This is a genomic window from Cellulophaga sp. 3_MG-2023 (assembly GCF_030546975.1).
GTDB lineage: Bacteria > Bacteroidota > Bacteroidia > Flavobacteriales > Flavobacteriaceae > Cellulophaga.
On the sequence record NZ_JAUOPS010000006.1, the window covers coordinates 172536 to 189930 of the forward strand.

At 29.5% G+C, this 17395-nt stretch carries 20 protein-coding genes and 1 pseudogene; 2 read left to right on the top strand and 19 right to left on the bottom strand.

What is annotated here, in order from left to right; all coding sequences use genetic code 11:
• Positions 1–44: 44 nt before the first annotated feature.
• The 17 genes and pseudogenes from Q4487_RS14560 to Q4487_RS14640 all read right to left on the bottom strand — a co-directional run.
• On the bottom strand, positions 45–2303 hold the full coding sequence (locus tag Q4487_RS14560; protein WP_303545635.1) for an FUSC family membrane protein: 2259 nt from the start codon (positions 2301–2303) through the stop codon (positions 45–47).
• A gap of 154 nt (positions 2304–2457) precedes the next feature.
• Positions 2458–3126, bottom strand: coding sequence for a haloacid dehalogenase type II (locus Q4487_RS14565; protein ID WP_303545638.1), 669 nt, complete (start codon positions 3124–3126; stop codon positions 2458–2460).
• A 2-nt stretch (positions 3127–3128) separates the two neighbouring features.
• Positions 3129–4208 (bottom strand): SMP-30/gluconolactonase/LRE family protein, encoded by a 1080-nt coding sequence (locus Q4487_RS14570; protein WP_303545641.1) that lies wholly within the window; start codon positions 4206–4208, stop codon positions 3129–3131.
• Between the two features lie 3 nt (positions 4209–4211).
• The gene (locus Q4487_RS14575; protein WP_303545644.1) at positions 4212–4856 is read right to left on the bottom strand and encodes a DsbA family oxidoreductase; all 645 of its coding nucleotides are present in this window, start codon (positions 4854–4856) and stop codon (positions 4212–4214) included.
• A 3-nt stretch (positions 4857–4859) separates the two neighbouring features.
• Positions 4860–5174 (bottom strand): EthD family reductase, encoded by a 315-nt coding sequence (locus Q4487_RS14580; protein ID WP_303545646.1) that lies wholly within the window; start codon positions 5172–5174, stop codon positions 4860–4862.
• Positions 5175–5359: 185 nt separating this feature from the next.
• Entirely contained in the window at positions 5360–5911 is a 552-nt protein-coding gene (locus Q4487_RS14585) for a carboxymuconolactone decarboxylase family protein (RefSeq protein WP_303545649.1), read from the bottom strand.
• A gap of 79 nt (positions 5912–5990) precedes the next feature.
• Positions 5991–6554, bottom strand: coding sequence for a TetR/AcrR family transcriptional regulator (locus tag Q4487_RS14590; protein ID WP_303545652.1), 564 nt, complete (start codon positions 6552–6554; stop codon positions 5991–5993).
• Between the two features lie 100 nt (positions 6555–6654).
• On the bottom strand, positions 6655–7545 hold the full coding sequence (locus tag Q4487_RS14595) for a hypothetical protein (RefSeq protein WP_303545655.1): 891 nt from the start codon (positions 7543–7545) through the stop codon (positions 6655–6657).
• A 120-nt stretch (positions 7546–7665) separates the two neighbouring features.
• Positions 7666–8502: a phosphatase PAP2 family protein gene (locus tag Q4487_RS14600; protein WP_303545658.1), complete on the bottom strand. Its 837-nt coding sequence runs from the start codon at positions 8500–8502 to the stop codon at positions 7666–7668.
• Positions 8503–8667: 165 nt separating this feature from the next.
• On the bottom strand, positions 8668–9186 hold the full coding sequence (locus Q4487_RS14605; RefSeq protein WP_303545661.1) for a GNAT family N-acetyltransferase: 519 nt from the start codon (positions 9184–9186) through the stop codon (positions 8668–8670).
• A gap of 15 nt (positions 9187–9201) precedes the next feature.
• Entirely contained in the window at positions 9202–10179 is a 978-nt protein-coding gene (locus Q4487_RS14610; protein WP_303545664.1) for a glycosyl transferase family 90, read from the bottom strand.
• 152 nt (positions 10180–10331) lie between these two features.
• Complete coding sequence (locus Q4487_RS14615) at positions 10332–11069, bottom strand: SDR family oxidoreductase (protein WP_303545666.1); 738 nt, start codon at positions 11067–11069, stop codon at positions 10332–10334.
• A 6-nt stretch (positions 11070–11075) separates the two neighbouring features.
• Entirely contained in the window at positions 11076–11870 is a 795-nt protein-coding gene (locus Q4487_RS14620; RefSeq protein WP_303545669.1) for a haloacid dehalogenase type II, read from the bottom strand.
• 54 nt (positions 11871–11924) lie between these two features.
• Positions 11925–12527 (bottom strand): TetR/AcrR family transcriptional regulator, encoded by a 603-nt coding sequence (locus Q4487_RS14625; RefSeq protein ID WP_303545672.1) that lies wholly within the window; start codon positions 12525–12527, stop codon positions 11925–11927.
• Positions 12528–12605: 78 nt separating this feature from the next.
• Positions 12606–13103 carry a hypothetical protein gene (locus Q4487_RS14630; protein WP_303545674.1) on the bottom strand — a complete coding sequence of 166 codons (498 nt, stop codon included), beginning with the start codon at positions 13101–13103 and terminating at the stop codon, positions 12606–12608.
• Positions 13104–13847, bottom strand: coding sequence for a YoaK family protein (locus Q4487_RS14635; RefSeq protein WP_100895285.1), 744 nt, complete (start codon positions 13845–13847; stop codon positions 13104–13106). It abuts the gene before it with no gap.
• A 162-nt stretch (positions 13848–14009) separates the two neighbouring features.
• Positions 14010–14084: pseudogene (locus Q4487_RS14640) on the bottom strand (glyoxalase); the annotation flags it as partial.
• 26 nt (positions 14085–14110) lie between these two features.
• Between Q4487_RS14640 and Q4487_RS14645 the strand changes: the two are divergent.
• Positions 14111–14233, top strand: coding sequence for a helix-turn-helix domain-containing protein (locus Q4487_RS14645; protein ID WP_303545688.1), 123 nt, complete (start codon positions 14111–14113; stop codon positions 14231–14233).
• A 2-nt stretch (positions 14234–14235) separates the two neighbouring features.
• On the opposite strand, the gene Q4487_RS14650 is transcribed toward Q4487_RS14645, so the two are convergent.
• Both Q4487_RS14650 and Q4487_RS14655 read right to left on the bottom strand, forming a co-directional pair.
• On the bottom strand, positions 14236–14754 hold the full coding sequence (locus Q4487_RS14650) for an NUDIX hydrolase (protein WP_303545676.1): 519 nt from the start codon (positions 14752–14754) through the stop codon (positions 14236–14238).
• Positions 14755–14849: 95 nt separating this feature from the next.
• A complete protein-coding gene (locus Q4487_RS14655) occupies positions 14850–15881 on the bottom strand; it encodes a serine hydrolase (RefSeq protein WP_303545679.1) in 1032 nt (343 codons plus the stop codon).
• Between the two features lie 357 nt (positions 15882–16238).
• On the opposite strand from Q4487_RS14655, the gene Q4487_RS14660 reads away from it, so the two are divergent.
• Positions 16239–17306, top strand: coding sequence for a hypothetical protein (locus Q4487_RS14660; protein ID WP_303545681.1), 1068 nt, complete (start codon positions 16239–16241; stop codon positions 17304–17306).
• Positions 17307–17395: the final 89 nt, after the last annotated feature.

The following is a 17395-nucleotide window of genomic DNA, read 5'->3' on the forward strand; positions in this document are numbered from 1 at the left end:
ATTAATTACACTTGTATTTTATTTAAAAGTAGACAATTTTAGCTCTATTTAAAAACGTCTGTATATTTTATGGTAACCTTTCTTAGATTTTCAGACAGTGTTTTTAACCAAACCAATTGGTTAGATATTAAGTGGGACTCTTGTAGATTGAGCAAAGTGTCTTTATCTATTTCTGTTTTTCCGGCTTCAATATCTTTATCTCTAGCTAAGGCTAAGGCATCAAAATCTTTAATAAGTTTTTGTTGCGCTTTGTCTACTTGTAACTCTTCTTCAACTGCAGTAAAGTTTACTTTTTCTAATGTTAAAGCCGAATTTTTTAATGAAGTATTTATACTAGAAACAATAATATCAAACTCCTTAGAAGCAGGAGTAGTCTTGTGGTTTAAAATATAACTTCCTATAGACGCAATAGCAGATAACATTGTATGGTTAAGCGTAACAATGTCATAAATTAAAACAGATTCTTTTTGTTTAGATTTTGGATCTTGTGTTAACCTTTGGAAAGCAGCATTTAAATTACTCATAGCCAAAAAAGCTTCTTTTCTATAAACTTTATATTCTAAAGTGTTGGTTTCTTTATTTTGATATAACTTTTTTGTTGCCTCTAAATAATCTCTATTACACAATATTACTTTTAAAATTACAGAATCTAAGTTTTTATACTCCCAACTAGGAAAAACAACATAATTTGCAAGTAAAGCAATGCCAGCTCCAATAACAGTATCTATTACGCGGTACTGAATTACAGAAAAAGCGTTGGGGTCTAATAATGCATATACAAAAACAATGTTTAAAGTAATAAAAGCTGCCCCAGCTTTGTAACTCTGCTGTATTAATGAAAAGGCAAATGTTAAAGATATTACGGCTAATACCATATAAACTATAGTATTTTGTGTAACAAGTATTATAAGTGTGGCAATTACGGCACCAATTATAGTTCCTATAATTCGGTTTTTAGAGCGCTCTTTGGTTAACCCATAATTGGGTCTCATAATTACAATTATGGTAAGCACTATCCAATAGGCATTTTTTAGATCTAAAATACTACCAATTAAAAAACCAAAAACAATAGCTAAAGACAAGCGCAGAGCGTGCCTTAACATTGGAGATTTAAAACTAAAATGCTGTAAAAGAATATTAAATTTGTACTCTTGCAGCGTTAAAAACTTTTTAGATTCTTGTGTTTTTGGTAAAACCTTATCAGCATTTTCTGAGTTGCTTAATACACGTCTAATAGCTTTAATTTCTGCTAAAAGTTGTTTTTGGTAATCGTGTAAATTACGTAATGTAATAGCACCGTCTCTAGCTTTTGGCAATTTTACCTCTGCCACAAAAGCATTTATAGACTTGTTACACTCCTTAAAAGTTTTATTTAATATGGCTATCTCTGGTAACTTATCTTTTTTAAGTAGTAGTTCTGATAATGTAATAAGATGATTTCCCATTACTTTATTCATTTTTTTAAACGACTTAATATGATGTTTTTGAAGCTCAAAAAGAGAATCTATTTTAGAATAATCTAGATTATTAGCAAGAGCAAGCTCAAAAATGTCTACCAGCGAAATAAAAATTAGTAATCTTTTTTCGTTTGATAAAGACCTGCCAGAACGCTTACGATCTTTTAATAAAAGTTCTCTTAGCGTTTCGTGTTTTTCACTTATCTGTGTTTGTATAACAAGTGCTTTTGTAGAGAATTTATCTCTTTTTGCAGGCTTAGTTAAAAGTTTGGCTCTTATTTTTAAATACTTACCGGTAAGCGCAGAAGTGTCTGATAATAACTGATCTACATCTTTTTTAGGGGAAATCCACCCAGAAATTAAGGATACAAATAAATACCATAATCCACCAATGCCAAGTAAACCAACGTGTTGCCAAATTTCACTAGCTTCTGGTTTTTTAACAGCCAATCCTAAAACAATAGCAAGCAAACCAGAAAAAGAGACCAAAGAAGCTCTAAAACCGTAAGCAGAAATTAAAGCAATTATAAAACTTAATATTGCAATAGAAATAAGCAGTACTACAAAAATAGGTTTTGTAAAAAGTATAATAGTAGTAACTAACATTGTTAGTACTATGCCAATTAAAATGCCGTTTATTTTACGTTTTAAACTACCAGGAACATCACTTGGCGCATTTAAAAAAGCACCTAAAACAATTGATGGCGCGTATTCCATTTGTCCAATTGCGTAAAAAAATACTAAAGGAATAACAACAGATATAGTTAGTACAATGCCTCTATAAAAGCTAGACCCTTTTAAAAAGAGTTCAATGGTTTTTAAATAAGAGGTAATCTTTTTTTGCATTGTAGACAAAGATAGTCTAATTGTTTTTAGCTATTTTACCTATAATGTTAGCTAAATGTATACAAACTATTAGGTTTATAATATTACAATTATAGGTAGTGTATGTTTATAAAAAAACACCCTAAAAACAATATCTAGAGTGTTACTTTAAAGGCTATAAATTTTTAGCTAAATCTGTTAACTTATGTATTACTGTTGTAGGTTCTATTCCCCAAGGATCCATAATAGCATCTGGCGTACGTTGTACCCAAGCAGAATGCATACCAAACATTTTAGAGCCAATAACATCAAAATTATTGCTAGATATTAACCAGCTTTCCTCTTTTTTAGAGTTTGTAGTTTCTAAAAAGTAGTCATACACAATAGGGCTAGGCTTAAACATTTGCACATTTTCTACACTAATTACAGCTTCAAAATAATGAATAATATTAGCGGTGGTAAGTAATTTTGTAACAGCCTCTTTACTACCATTAGAAAAAGCAAATAAACGGTGACCAGCATTTTTTAACTCCTCTAAACCATTTGCAACGTCATCAAAAACAGGTAATGTTTTATACTCGTTTAATAGTGCTTTTTTTTGGTCACAACTTAAGTCTATTGCAAACTTTTTACAAGCGTAGTTAAGTGCGTTGTCTGTACATACAGAAAAATCAGTATACTTATTCATTAAGCCACGCCTAAAAGAATACTCTAATTGCTTGTCTCGCCAGGTATCCATAAAAGATTTAGCTACATTTTTTTCAATCAGTTTTTCTAGTGAAGCAAGTACAGCAGATGTATTTATAAGTGTGCCGTAAACATCAAAAGCTAAAGTAAATTTCATAATTAGTTTTTTGCTAATTCAATTTTATTAACTGTAAACTCCATATCAGAAATATTTGCGGTTACCTCATTTATTCTAGAGTTGGTATAATATAAATATCCATTGTATATACTAAAGGTGTCTGCCCATTTTACAGCATCACCCTTAAGTAAAGTATGTGTGCTACCGTCTGGTTTACGATACATAATTTTATTGTGTTCTAAATCTGCGTAATATAAGTTTCCATTTTGGTCAAAAATCATTCCGTCAGGAGCAGATGTTTTAGCTTCAAAAGTTACTTCTTTTTCTAAAGCAACACTATCTTTTAAAATTAGTGCAGCAGTAGGTATGCTATATAAACTATACCCTGTAAGTGCATGGTAGTATAATTTATCATTTTTAGTATCTAAAGCAATCCCGTCAGAATTTACAGAATTTGTCCATTTTTTATCATCAAAAGTTAAAAAGCTAACTTCTGCCTCGGTAGAAGAGTGATTGTCTAAAACTCTAGTAAATTTCTCAGTATTTAAATCTAAAATTACGAGTCCAGAATTACCAGAATCTGTAAAGTAAATTTTGTTATTCTTTTTATCTAGTCGTAAATCATTAATATAAGAATTAGCGTGATAAGTGCCTTTATCCAAAATGTAAGTATGCTCTAATGTTTTGGAGTCTATATTAAATACAAAGATCCTAGGTGCATCTAGTACTTCTTGAAAAAGAGGACTTCTAGTATCTAAAACATAAATAAGGTTATCATAAACAACCACAGATTGCACACCAACAAATTTAGTAGCTTCTACTGTATCTCCAATTTCCCAAGAGTTCCACTCTTTGTTAGGAAAAGGCGAGTTAGAACCATTTGTTACTTCTACTACAGAATTATGAACTCCTTTTCTCCATCTAGGAAAATTTACAAAAACACGCCCATTGTTGCTTACAGTTACGCCAGTTACTTGCTGCCCTTTAAAAGTTGCTATTTGAGTAACTTTTGATATACTAGCCTCTGTTTTATTAACATTGGATTTTACTTTGTCTTTTGGTTTCTCTTTACACGCAATAAATAAAATACTAATTGCAATTATGTAGCTTAATTTTTTCATTGTTTAAGATTGTAATAATTCCGTTAATACTTGCTTGTACACACTTACAGGTTGTGCGCCGGTTAATGCACTTTTACGATTAAAAACAACTGTTGGCACAGAGTTTACACCTAAACTTTTCCAATAATCTTCTTCAGATCTAACTTTGGTTCTTAGTTCTTCATTATCTAATAAAGCAAAAGCTTCTGTAGTATTTAAACCAACAGTTTCAAGTTCTTTTTTTAGAATATCCCTGTTAGATACATCTTTGCGTTCACCAAAAAAAGCATTCATTAAACGCATTTTTAGCGCTGTTTGTTTGCCTTGTTTTTTAGCGTAGTCTAATAAAACGTGTGCGTCAAACGTATTTGCCATACGCATACCTTTAAAATAATCAAACTTAAAATTAAGTTCAGCACCAAAATCTGTCATACGCTCCTGTGACTCTTGTTGCTGTTCTGGAGTAGAACCATATTTTTCTGTAATATGTTCTTCTACATCCTGACCTTCTGCAGGCATATTTGGGTTTAACTCAAACGGTTGCCATTCTAGCTCTATCTTATCTTCTATTTTAAGTTCATTTATGGCTTGTTCTAAGCGTTTGTAACCAATGGCGCACCAAGGACAAACAACATCAGAAACAACATCAATCTTTATTTTTTTATTCATAATTTAAAATGTAACTAGTTCACTAATTTGTAATTCTCCTTGTACATTGCTGTAGTTTTTTACATCTGCTGCAAAGTTTTCAGAATGCGGACCAAAAGATGCTTTAAAAGAAGCAATATCATCAAACTTTAAATGTGCAATAGCTACATAAGGAGCAGGTTCTCCGGCAACTCTACTGGCTATTCCTAAATCTAATTCTAATCCTTTTAATGCACTACCAAGAGCGTCTACTATCATTGGTAAATGTTTAGTTTTATAATACTCAGCATTAAACTTAACGTCTTTACCATTAGGGTACATTACAGATACTTTTATCATAACTTATTTGTAAAACTTTATATTATATACACAGAAATAGTACTCTTATAAAATTACAAATTGTAAATCTCTATACATACTTATTTGTGTTTTGTTTGAGTTAAAAAAAATAACCTTCCGCGGGGGCACGGAAGGTTAAATACCGCTATCTTCTTCATAGCAAATCTACATATTGCGGTAATTTTTTATTTTTTAGACCAAGCAAATTTTTTGAATGCATCATCTACCGGAGTATTAGCAATATGATTTGTGTAGTTGCTAATTACTTTTTGAGATAGACCTAAAATAATTTCTAATACTTGTTGCTCGCCGTATCCAGCAGCATAAAAAGCTTCTAAATCTTCTTTAGAAACATTACCACGGTTACGCGTTATAGCTAAAGTCATTGTACGTAATGCTTCTAATTTAGCATCAGCAAGTGGGGTTTCATCGCGTAGAGCATCAATAATAGCATCATCAACCTTCATCATTTTTGCTATACCTGTATGTGCAGGAACACAGTAATGACAAGCGTGTTCTACGTTAATTGTTTGCCATACAACAGTAAGTTCTTCATTATTAAAAGATGTCTCTGTAAATAATTGGTGTAACTCTTGGTAGGCTTTTAGTAGGCCAGGAGCAGCTGCTAAAACACCGTGTAAACCAGGAATCATTCCGTATGCTTTGTTAGATGCCTCTAGTAATGGTTTTGCTGCTTCTGGTGCAGATTCCATATTGTGTACTTTTAAAGTTGTCATAATTGTTAAATTTTATGTTATTAATTTTTATTTTAAATTTATATCTAAGCGCTCGCTTAGTTATGTGGTAAAAAAAACGTTACAGGTTTGTAAATGTAACTTCTATTATATTTTCTAATTGTTTTTTTGTAAACACTTTAGATGAGATAGATAATCCTAAAAGAGTATTCATTAGATAATCTGCTTGCTCTTGTATTAAAGTATTTTTCTTTTTGTCGTCCTGTTTTAAATTACTTACAAATAAATCTCTTATTTCATTTGCAAATTTTTTGAGTTCTGTCATTACTTCAGGTTCGGCTTCTTGTTTAATCTCATTAACAGTATTAGTTACTAAGCAACCTTTGCGCAAATTACCTTCTGATGAAAACTCAATAAAATCATAAAAATATTGCTTAAGACCAATAACGCCGTTGTTAGATGTTCTTAGCTTCTCTTTAATGGTATTTATTTGAGTTTTATAATATTTTACACTTTCTAAAAACACTCCTTGTTTATTTTTAAAACTAGAGTAAATAGAGAATTGGTTAATACCCATTTCTTTTTCTAACATACGAACAGAAGTAGCCTCATAGCCATTACGCCAGAAAAGACCCATTGCTTTTTTTATTACCTCTTCTTCGTTATATTGTTTTTTACGTGCCATTATTAAATAACTACAATACAAAACTAAGCACTTGCTTTGTTATGAAAAAATATTTAAGATTATTTAACACAAAACCAAGATAAATGATTGTTTTAAGGCTTTAATTATCATTGTAAACAGGTTTTATTATTGGTATTTCTTTAATAAAACAGTTTGTAGTGTCTTGCTTTTTTAAAAATAGAGGTGTAAAGTTTTTTAATTTACTTGTAAGCTGTTTTTTAGTAATTGTTGTATTGTATGAGGTAAAGTAGAATAGGTGAGTTGTATCTTTTAAATTAATTCTGGGTCCCATAATAAGTTTTAGCCCAGATTCAATTTTTTTATTTTGTAGTTCTGTTTCTGAAAAAATAATTTTTCCTGACTGTAGGCTGTCTAGCTCGCTTATTTTTTGCTCTTTAGATTTAAAAGCAGAAATATAGTTTTTTCTAGTATTTATTAAATTGGCTAATTGTTCTTTTTCTTTTTGGTTGTAATAATAGCTAGAGTAGGTGATATAACTTGTTTCTTCCTTTGTTTTAACAATGTTTTTAATAAAGAAATTAGTCTTACTAGTTGTTAAAATAACTTTACAGCCCAGGGAGTCTCTATTTTCTAAAAAATTATTTAACTCATTAGTTATTTCAGTGTTTTTACTAATTACAGTCTGAAAATCATAACTATCAAAAACATCATAGTTTAAATTGGGTTTAATTATAGCTTCTACATTACTAGTGTCATTGGTATAAATAAACAAACTATTATTTTTAGAGGTAACACTATCTGTATAGCGCCTAAGTGCCATAACTGCTTTGTTGTAGTTATCTATAGACTCATTTACTTCAGACTCGTCTCCTCCGTAATGAATGTTTTGAAATTCTTTATTTTGTTTGTAATTCTGAATAATTCCAGGTCCAAACCATTGGAATAAATAGAATAATATTACACCACCAATTATTGCAGTTTTTAATAAGAGGTATTTTATATTGTCTTTATTTTGGTTTTCCTGTTGCATATTACTTTTTTAATATACCCCAAAGATAACCCGCATCTAAAGCAATAAAACCACTGTTTACAGCTAAATTTAATATCCGTAAAACAGGTTAATAATATAAATGTAACGCTTTAATTTTTTTTAAAAAGTACCTACAATACCAATTTGACTACCAGAAAATTTTAAATTCCAAGTAACTAGTTTTGGTTTAATTGGGTAGTCATATAACTTTTCTTTAAACAAAAATTTATCAATACCATCTACAACAAAAATGCTAAAAGCAGCACCAAAGGCAACATCACTTAGCCAATGAGATCCATTGACCATTCTAGAAATTGCTGGCACACTACCAACAGTATAAATACCAATTTTTGCCCAAGTATTATCAAACTGTTTAGCAACAGAATGTGCTACCGTCATCCCTAAAACGGTATGTCCAGATGGAAAAGAAAAGTATTCTTCTGTACCCTCAAAAGGTTTAAAAGTATATGGGTCTTTACCAGAATATGGCCTTGCACGCCCAAAAGCAGAACGTGCCATAATTTGTAAATATCCAGCAGTAATAGAAGATGATATTATTAAAACACCTGTTTTACGTATTTGTTCGTTTTTAGTAAATAAGCCAACACCATAAACACCTGCATTTAATGCAAAATAGTATTGTGGCTTGGCAAAGTAAAAACCAAATTCTTTTACAGCGTGTGGTAAGTGTGGTTCTTGATTTATAAAAAAATCGCTTGTTTGTCTGTCAGCAGCAGAGATAATAGCAGTACCAACAAATAAACTACCAAACTTTGCAAAATCTTTACCTTTCCAGTGTAACGGTCTAGTAACAGAGTGTTTTATACCTCTCCAAGATGAGTTAGCATCATACTTAAATGTTTTCCAAATAGTAGTACTATCTGTAGGTTTGTTTAGCTGTTGTGCAAAGCTATTTATAGAACAAAAAAGTAATAGTAGTATAAAACCTAAACGCATAACTTGTGGTGTGTATTAGTTAATAATACTAATTTGTACTTACTAATTTAAGACAGTAATAAGCAATATTAGTATAGGATTTAGCTGGCGAAATTAGCACTATAAATCTACAGTAACAACGTAATTTAGCTAATTTATTATGTATTTAAAGTCTTTTATATTTTTTTAAGCCTCTAATTTAAATAGTAAAAGCTCTTCAGTATCATTGGGTAGGGTTGTGGTCCCCACTAGTTTTAAATCTAATTTTAACAGCAAATTTTGAGATCCTAAATTATCTTTAGTTGTTATAGCACTAATTGTTTTAAGATTAAATATATTAAATGCTGCTTCTTTTAATTTTTTACTAGATTCATATGCATATCCTTTTTTTTCGTATTTAGGTAAAAAGGCAAAACCTATATCTATGCCATCCAAACCGTCTCTGTTGTATAAACCACAAGAACCAATTTTAATATTATCTTCTTTTCTAATAACAGTATAGTTAGAGAACCCCAATTGGTATAGCTGAGGTAGCATTTTCTCTTTTATATACGTTTTAGCATCAGTAATATTGCTAATATTACGGTCACCAATATAGTGTAACCATTTAGGTGAATTTAAAAGTTGAAAAATAAATTCGGCATCTTCTTCTGTAGTAGGCTTAATGTATAGTCTATCTGTTTCAAATGCCTTGTAGTTTTTCATTTTTAAAACAATAAATTACAATTGATTAGTTTTCTCAAAATATTTATTCAATACAAGAATAGATATTAAATCTTCTCTTTTTTTATTTTTAAATTTTTGCACGTATGCATTTGCATTTTTTACAATTTCTTGTGCCTTATCTGGGTTATCTATATAAAATTGCAGTTTTTCTTCTAAATCAGAATAATCTTCTTTTATGGCAACATAATGGTAGTCTGGCACAAGCGTACCTTCCATAAACCAAGTCTCAAACTTAGCTTTAGGCATAACAGCTAAGGAACCAGATGACATAACCCATTTAAGGTTACTAGCTACATCATTGCCTTCTAAACATAATATAAATTTATAGTGTAGTTTTTCAGATATAGTCATTCTGTTAACCTTCCATTTGTCAATAACGTGATGTGTATTAACCATACCAATATCGCACATAGGGTGATTAAAGTACATTTCTAAAAATCTAATTCTATGTGGTTGTGATTTAAAAATTTGACCACGACTAATCAAAATATCTTTCTTTTTCGAAAAAGGAATTTTATCTTTTTTAACAAACATAAAATGTCTAACCTTATTCCATTTAAGTAAAATAGAATTTTGATTATTGTCACTAACTGGTCTACTTTTAACAAAAGCTGGTTCTTTGTATATCTCTGTTATATCGCCAAATAAAAAATGAGCTTTTAAAGATTGCGTAAAATATCTACCGTATTCATATACATCAAAAAAATATTCTTTAGACCCTTTTTTAAGTTCTAAGTCATCAAATCTTTTTGCTTCTTCAGATAAATTAAAAGGAGTTTCTAGCTTATTATAGTAGTTTACTCTAGCGTTAATTTCTTCAATTTCATCACTACTTAAATCGTTAATACTATTTAATTTTTTTTGTAACTTTTTTTGATAAAAACTTAAAGGTATAAGCTGTCTTAAATAGTTTTTTCCATAGTATTTTATTTTACTATTCTTATGTTTATAAGACAACCTTTTTAATTCCATTAGTTTAAATTTAGTTAAAGACAACTTAAATGTACTAGTAATAATACCAGATAATTTTACAAATATAAAAGACTAGTTTTATATAAGGTTATAAATTAATACAAACCATACATAAACTTTTATTACAGTAATTTTGATTTAATGTTTTATCGTTAAACCAGTGCTCCGTTAGCGCCAATCACTTGTCCAGATATCCATTTAGAGTCATCACTCGCTAAAAATAACACAACTCTAGCTATGTCTATGGGTTTGGCTAGTCTGTTAAAGGCATTCATACTACTTAATTTATCTATTTGTTCTTCAGATTTACCTGTTAAAAATAACTCGGTTTCTGTTGCTCCTGGGGCAATTGCATTAACAGAAATACCTCTGCCAATTTCTTTAGCAAATACTCGTGTCATTTGTTCTACAGCTGCTTTTGTAGCAGAATAGAGTGCATAGGTAGGTAACATTAATTTAGTGGTGCTTGAAGAAAAGTTTATTATAATTCCATTATCAGACAGTTTACTATCTGCTTGTTGTAAAGTATTAAATATGCCTTTTACATTTACATTAAATTGAGTATCAAAGTCTTTTTCCGAATTATCTTTCAGTTTTTTAGAAATCATAGTACCAGCATTATTAATTAATACATCTATTTTTCCAAAGGCTTCTAAAGATTTATCAAACAACTCTGTAACTGATTTTTTATCGCTTACATCTGCCTTAATTACAATTGCTTCCCCGCCATTATCTTTAATAGTAGTTGCTGTATTGTTAGCTTCTTTTTCGCTATTAGAATGGTTTATAATTACTTTAGCTCCATTTTTTGCTAATAAAATAGCAACTTCTTTACCAATTCCTTTAGAAGATCCGGTTACAATAATTACTTTGTTATTTAGTTTTTTCATAATAATTTATTTTAAGGCTATAAGTTTATCTGCTACTAGTTTTAAATTATTCTCGTTTATTTCTGGTTTATCTGCAAGCGGATACAATTGCGCTCCAGGTCTGTTTATAAATGCGCCTCTCCAATTTGCCCATAAAGCACCAGCAATGTCCCATCCGTGTGCAGCAATTAACATACATTCTTCTGGTTTAACTTTCATTTTGCGTGCAGCCCAATCGTATGCATCTGTATGTGGTTTAAATTTTCCAATATCCTCAATACTTAATCTGTCATCAAAATATGAAGTTAAACCAGCGTTTTTAAATTGTGTTTTTACACCTATGTTTGATGAATTTGTAAAAGAAACAATTTTATAACCAGCCTTACGTAGCCTTTCTAAAGACTCTTTTACCTCTGGGTGTGCAGGTAAAGATCTAATTGGAGTTAAAATAGCATTTTTTGCTTCTTCTGATGTTAGTTTAATATTGTTATTTGCAGCTACCATTTCTAAAGCAGCTGCTCCTATAATACCAAAATCATTATATTGCCTGCCAACGGTACTAACTAATGAGTATTGTAGCATTGTTGTAAACCATAGTTTAAGTAAATCCTTTTTACCTCCTAAGGCTTCACCAACACTATTTTTCATAGCGGTTAAGTCTAATAATGTTTCGTTTACATCAAAAAATAAAACTTTAGGTTTTACGTCACTATAAGTAATTATTTTATTTGCTGAAGAAGCAAAATTCAAATTAGGAATAGTTGCCGCACCTATACCAGCTGCTGTAGCTTTTTTAATAAAATTTCTTCTGTTTTTTGTCATAATTGGGGTTTTAAATAAAAACATTCTATGCAGTATGTTTTTTGGGTAAAAAAATTAATTTTTTATTTGGTTTAAGTACAATTTAAGGCCCTTAATATATTCGTTTAAAATAGCGTCATCATTATATAATTTTCTAATACCTCTAATACCTTCAAAAGCACTAATTAAATAAATAGCTACGGCAGTAGAGTCTATATTGGTATTTATAGATTTTTCATTTTTACCTCTTTCAATTACATTTACTAAGGCTGTTTTCCATTCTTCAATTATACTTTTTAATGCCTGTTGGTATGCAATTTCTGTGTTTCCTATTTCATTAATAAGATTGTTCATTGGGCAACCATTTTGCTTGTCAATAAAGGGAAAAGATTTTAAACGATTAATAAAAACTGTCTCTAAAATTTCAAAGGCATTACCAGAGTTTAGCAATGGAGCTATCATACCATCTACAACTCTTTTTTTTACTTTAAGGCTAATAACAGCAGTACCTAATTCTTTTTTGTTTTTATAATGATGATAAAAAGCACCTTTACTCAAGGTAGTCTCTTTCATTATTTTGTCTATACTAGTTGTTTTAAAACCATCTCTATAAAACAAATTAAAAGCTTTGTCTATTATAAGTTGTTTAGTAATTTCTGATTTTAATTCTTGTTGCATACTGCAAATGTAATAAAAAATACTAACCCGAATGTTTTTGGTTTTGTAGATAGATGAAGAAAAAGTCTATAGTTTTAATTAGGTATACAAATCAACCTTACTAATAATAGCATTTTTTACAGTTACGCTTATTGTAGGGTAATTTACGTTATGTGTTGACTTTAAATTTAATTCAAAATGTATAGACTCTAAAGTTAATTCAAAATCTAAGGCTTTGGCGTTATTAGCGTAAATGGCAGAGAGATAAAACTCATTTTCCCAATTTTTTAATTCTTCTTTTTTTGAAAAACCTTGAGTGTTTATTTCTTCTTCAATTTTTAAAAAGTAATCGTTTTTCCAATTTTGCACTAATTCAGATATAAAACTCAACTGGTTATTATATGGGCTATTGGTATTACCATTAATAAAAAGAGATGTTGCAAACTCATCTCCGTTATTATTAACTAAACAAGTGTCTCCAATCCAATAATAGGTTTTAAGAGAATTATTACTCTTTATTCTTTGGCTAGTAAAATTACCTAAATAAGGGTGGTTAAAAACTTTTTTACGGCCAAAAATAAGATCAATTAATCCCATTTAATTATCAATTTTCTTTTGATTATATTTTCTTTTCCTTTTAATTAATTTGTACCTAAAATCATCGTAAAACAAACTAATTAATAAAATAGCTGCAGCAATAATAAGCGTATTTAATTTAAAATTTAATTTAGAGAAAAAGAAACCACCAATAAGTCCGCCTCCAAAAAAGAATAAAATAATATAAACTCTTAGTTTTATAGTAGATTTTAGGTTTTGCTTATGTGGTGCAGATTTTATAAAAAACAACTGAGAAATTTCTATTCCTAAGTCTGTAAAAAGACCTGTTAAATGTGTAGTTCTAACTATGGCATTAGATATTTTAGTAACATAAGAGTTTTGTAATCCCATTGCAAAAAGTAATAAGCAGGCAATAGTATTGGGGTATTTTATCTCTATAAAATTGCTAAAAAGGGCAATAGAAATTAAAATTAAAGACTCTATAACTGTAGGAATTACAAAAACATTTAGTTTTTTATTTACTCTGTATTTTTCAATAAGAAAGCTAGAGGTAAATGAGCCAAATAGAAACGAGAAAATATATAAAAAGTAAATAGTTCCTTTCCAAAAATTAAAATTAGTAAGGTCGTTTATAAATAGCGCAAAGTGCCCAGTAACATTTGTTGTTAATTGTTTAAATTGTAAAAAACCAGAAACATTTACCATACCAGCAACTAATGACAGTACTGTTGCAATTTGTAAGTTATGTTTATAGGTTCTGTTTTTGTTCTGGTGTCTAAACATTAAATTTTACTTAGTGAACTACAGTGATAAATAGTGTTATTAAACAAACTATTTTATGCCACTAATTTACTAAATACATACAGTATAATACTACTATAAACTTTAAAAAGCAAAGAACCTTAATAACTAGTTTTTTGCTTTTTAAAGTACATTATATAATTTTTATTTAGCATACGCTCCAGAGGAGTAAGTTAACTCATAACTGTGAGTGTAAATTTTAAAAACAATTTCAAAGGGATAAACTGGTTTTTAGAAAAATATATCTGGTAGTACCGCCAAAGGTAGAGTACGGATTAACAACTAGAGGAAAATCCTTAGAACAAATATTAAGGAGTCTAGACCAATGGGGTTTAAAAGATTATACAGAGCTTAAAGGGTATGTGTAAAATTAAATTAGTTGCGCAGCAATATGTTTTAGTAAAAATGTTTCGCGTTCTATAGACATACCTTTTTTAGTGCTAGTAGCCATTGTGTTTTCATTGTGTTTAATAGCATCAAAAATGTTAACCCATTTTGCAGACATACCGTTTGTAATCTCATAAGATTCCATTTTAGAAGCACCCAACTCTTGGTTAACAGTACAAGTGTAACAATATGATATCATGTGCTGAATATCATAATCTGGCTTGTGCCAAGGTCTGTATTCTTCATAAGCACCAAAAGGCTTAATATCTGTAATGTCTTTGGCTCCAGTTTCTTCAACAAGCTCACGAATCATACCAATTACTTGGTCTTCATCCTTATCTAAGCCACCACCAGGTAAACTATAATCTTCGTATCTTTCTGTGTATAGTAATAAAATATTAGCTCCTTTAATAGCAATACTTCTGGTAGCTAACCTAGTAAAAACAGATTTGTTATCTAGTGTTTTAATGTCTGGGTGGTAATGCGTTTTTAAAACTTGCATGCAGTAATTCTAATTTTTACAAAGGTAAGGCAACCTGCTATTTGGTCTAGGTAATTATGTAGTAAAAAACTCTTTTATTTAAATTTTTAGTAAGACTATTTACTATTATTTTTTTCAATAATTTTAATAATTCTGTTGTATGATATTTCAGATAAGTTCCAGTTGTAGCCACTAAAATCTGTTGTATTTGTAAACTGAACAACAACGGCATCTATATTTTTATGATACTCTGCAATACTTTGGTAACCCGGTATAAGACCAGTGTGGTTGTATTTGTATATTGATGCGTAAATTTCATTTTCGGTACCAGTAAATAAGCTGCCATTATTTAAAGCACGTAAAAATATACCAACATCTTCTGCAGTAGCAATCATAGAGCCATAATTTGTAGTTTTTATATCATTATTTATGCCTACGTAATAACCACTCATTAGGTTATCTATAGGAACATCTTTTAAAGATGCATAAGTGTTTTTAAGCGCTAACGGATTTAAAATAACCTCCTTTATATAGTTAAACTTACTTTTGCCCGCTGTTTTATCAATAAGCATAGAAAGTAGCAAGTAATTAGTGTTGCTATACTCATAATCTGTATTGGGTTTAAAGCTTGCAGGTAAACCTTTTACTAACTCAAGAGCTTCTTCAGCATTTTGTGTAGGGTTGTTCCAAAAGTTAGGAGTATTGGTATAATTAGGAATACCACTACGGTGTTGCACCATCATTTTTATAGTAATTTTATCTGCATATTCAATTTTACCATTAAGTTCAGGAAAATAATACGCTAAGCTTTTATTTAAGTCTAGTTTATTTTTGCCAATAAGTTTAGTAATGGCAACAGCAGTGTACAATTTGTCTATGCTAGCAATTTTAAAAAAAGCATTTGGTTTAGCAGTAATTTTTTGTTCTGTATTATGCCAGCCATCAGTATAAAAAGCAGGTGGTTTACCAGCAACATCTACGTATAGTATAACACCATCAAAACCATAATTAATTGTTTGGTTTAATTGCTCTTGTATAGTGTTTGGTAAAGGTTTAAGCCAAGCAGTTACAATGGGCCAAGGCACATAAAATAAAGATACAACTGTAGAGACAAGTAGTAGTACTCTAAAAATATTTTTTTTGCTCATTAGTTACATTTTTAACTGTGCATAAACAACCAATATATAATTTTAGCAACTAGTAAGGTTAAAATTATGCCTCCAGGAGCAAAAATATAATTATACCATTTTACTTTTTCTTTAGTGTTTTTCATAATGTGGTATGCTTAGTATTAACTAAGTATGCGTTTAATAGCTAAGATAAAAAAATACAAATTAACACCCAATAAGTACCATTTATAAAGTTATAGCATACAATTACACATATCCGTAATTCTACATTAAAAAAAAGTTTTACATTGTAAGAAAATTAGGCGCTAAAAACAGAAATGTGCGTTTATTTATAGTTGTGCGTAATGTAAGAGCATCATCGTCGAAAAATAAAATATGAACAAAATTAAGCTTTACAAAAGGATATTAATCGGAATAACTATCGTCGTTTTTTTGCTAATTTTAATTTTTACAATCGACGTAATTAGAGAAACACCAAATAGGTCATTTCTTGATATTGATTTCCAAAATAAGGACAATATTGTTTCAGCTTACGGAAGTTTAATTGGTGGAATTTTAGCTTTTTTATCAATACTATTTGTTTTATTTGGACTTCTTGAACAAAGACAACAAATCTTAAATGAAAAGGCAGAAAAAGTAGAGGAAAATAAGCAAGAATTATTAGACCAATTAAAATTACTGAGTAGTTATTTTAAATCTACAATTGACCATATACTTTCACAAGGAAAAACCTTTTCTGAATATTCTCAGCAAGAACAAGTTTCGCCTTCCGAAATGAATACGATGTCTTTTACTGCTAATAAAAATTTTACTCGAATAATTGATATGAATCCTTTATCGATTTACAAAGCTATTCGAACAAATTTTCAATCAGATGAAAATTGGGAGAAAATGTTTTTAAATATTTATAGCATTTTTGACTTTTATTCAGATGGTCTAGAAGAGTTGAAAGAAAAATATGAATCTCAAATTGATTTTAAAGTTAAAGAGCAAAGAAAAATAAGTTTTGAAATTAGAACTTTATTTAATCAATGTTCAAATTTAGTTGACAAATACAAAATCAAATATCCAAAAAAATATATGTCGTTTGCTTGGGTAATTTTGGTTAACGATTTTACTTCTGCATACTATGCTTATTTAGAAAATTGCACAAAAAATAATGAGCCATCGAATTTGAGATTTATATCTGACAATTATTTACTTCCATTTTTATCAGAAGCAATGAAATTAAGAGACAACCCAGGTTACGAAAAGCGTGTTTGCAGAAAACCTGTTGTTACAGCAGCAAATATTAGAAAGGACATTAACGAAATTGAAGTTCATTGCGTTTATTATGCAAAAGATATTGAAAAGCAATTTAATGAATATTTTAGTGAAGAAAATAAACATTTAAAAGAGCTGAAAAAATTGAAAGAAGCCATTGACAAAAAACTGAATGAATAAAACACTACGCACAACAAAGTACTGTGGTAAAAAACAAGTAAAAATTCACTAATTTTTAGCTAAAGTGCTTCTGTAAGAATCATCATATA

Coding starts and splice junctions, on each gene's coding strand:
- Q4487_RS14625 (WP_303545672.1), bottom strand. CDS start 12,527: ATGCAACAAGAATTAAAATCAGAAATTACTAAACAACTTATAATAGAC.
- Q4487_RS14580 (WP_303545646.1), bottom strand. CDS start 5,174: ATGATAAAAGTATCTGTAATGTACCCTAATGGTAAAGACGTTAAGTTT.
- Q4487_RS14635 (WP_100895285.1), bottom strand. CDS start 13,847: ATGTTTAGACACCAGAACAAAAACAGAACCTATAAACATAACTTACAA.
- Q4487_RS14595 (WP_303545655.1), bottom strand. CDS start 7,545: ATGCAACAGGAAAACCAAAATAAAGACAATATAAAATACCTCTTATTA.
- Q4487_RS14615 (WP_303545666.1), bottom strand. CDS start 11,069: ATGAAAAAACTAAATAACAAAGTAATTATTGTAACCGGATCTTCTAAA.
- Q4487_RS14660 (WP_303545681.1), top strand. CDS start 16,239: ATGAACAAAATTAAGCTTTACAAAAGGATATTAATCGGAATAACTATC.
- Q4487_RS14575 (WP_303545644.1), bottom strand. CDS start 4,856: ATGAATAAAAAAATAAAGATTGATGTTGTTTCTGATGTTGTTTGTCCT.
- Q4487_RS14650 (WP_303545676.1), bottom strand. CDS start 14,754: ATGCAAGTTTTAAAAACGCATTACCACCCAGACATTAAAACACTAGAT.
- Q4487_RS14570 (WP_303545641.1), bottom strand. CDS start 4,208: ATGAAAAAATTAAGCTACATAATTGCAATTAGTATTTTATTTATTGCG.
- Q4487_RS14585 (WP_303545649.1), bottom strand. CDS start 5,911: ATGACAACTTTAAAAGTACACAATATGGAATCTGCACCAGAAGCAGCA.
- Q4487_RS14560 (WP_303545635.1), bottom strand. CDS start 2,303: ATGCAAAAAAAGATTACCTCTTATTTAAAAACCATTGAACTCTTTTTA.
- Q4487_RS14630 (WP_303545674.1), bottom strand. CDS start 13,103: ATGGGATTAATTGATCTTATTTTTGGCCGTAAAAAAGTTTTTAACCAC.
- Q4487_RS14600 (WP_303545658.1), bottom strand. CDS start 8,502: ATGCGTTTAGGTTTTATACTACTATTACTTTTTTGTTCTATAAATAGC.
- Q4487_RS14655 (WP_303545679.1), bottom strand. CDS start 15,881: ATGAGCAAAAAAAATATTTTTAGAGTACTACTACTTGTCTCTACAGTT.
- Q4487_RS14620 (WP_303545669.1), bottom strand. CDS start 11,870: ATGACAAAAAACAGAAGAAATTTTATTAAAAAAGCTACAGCAGCTGGT.
- Q4487_RS14605 (WP_303545661.1), bottom strand. CDS start 9,186: ATGAAAAACTACAAGGCATTTGAAACAGATAGACTATACATTAAGCCT.
- Q4487_RS14590 (WP_303545652.1), bottom strand. CDS start 6,554: ATGGCACGTAAAAAACAATATAACGAAGAAGAGGTAATAAAAAAAGCA.
- Q4487_RS14610 (WP_303545664.1), bottom strand. CDS start 10,179: ATGGAATTAAAAAGGTTGTCTTATAAACATAAGAATAGTAAAATAAAA.
- Q4487_RS14565 (WP_303545638.1), bottom strand. CDS start 3,126: ATGAAATTTACTTTAGCTTTTGATGTTTACGGCACACTTATAAATACA.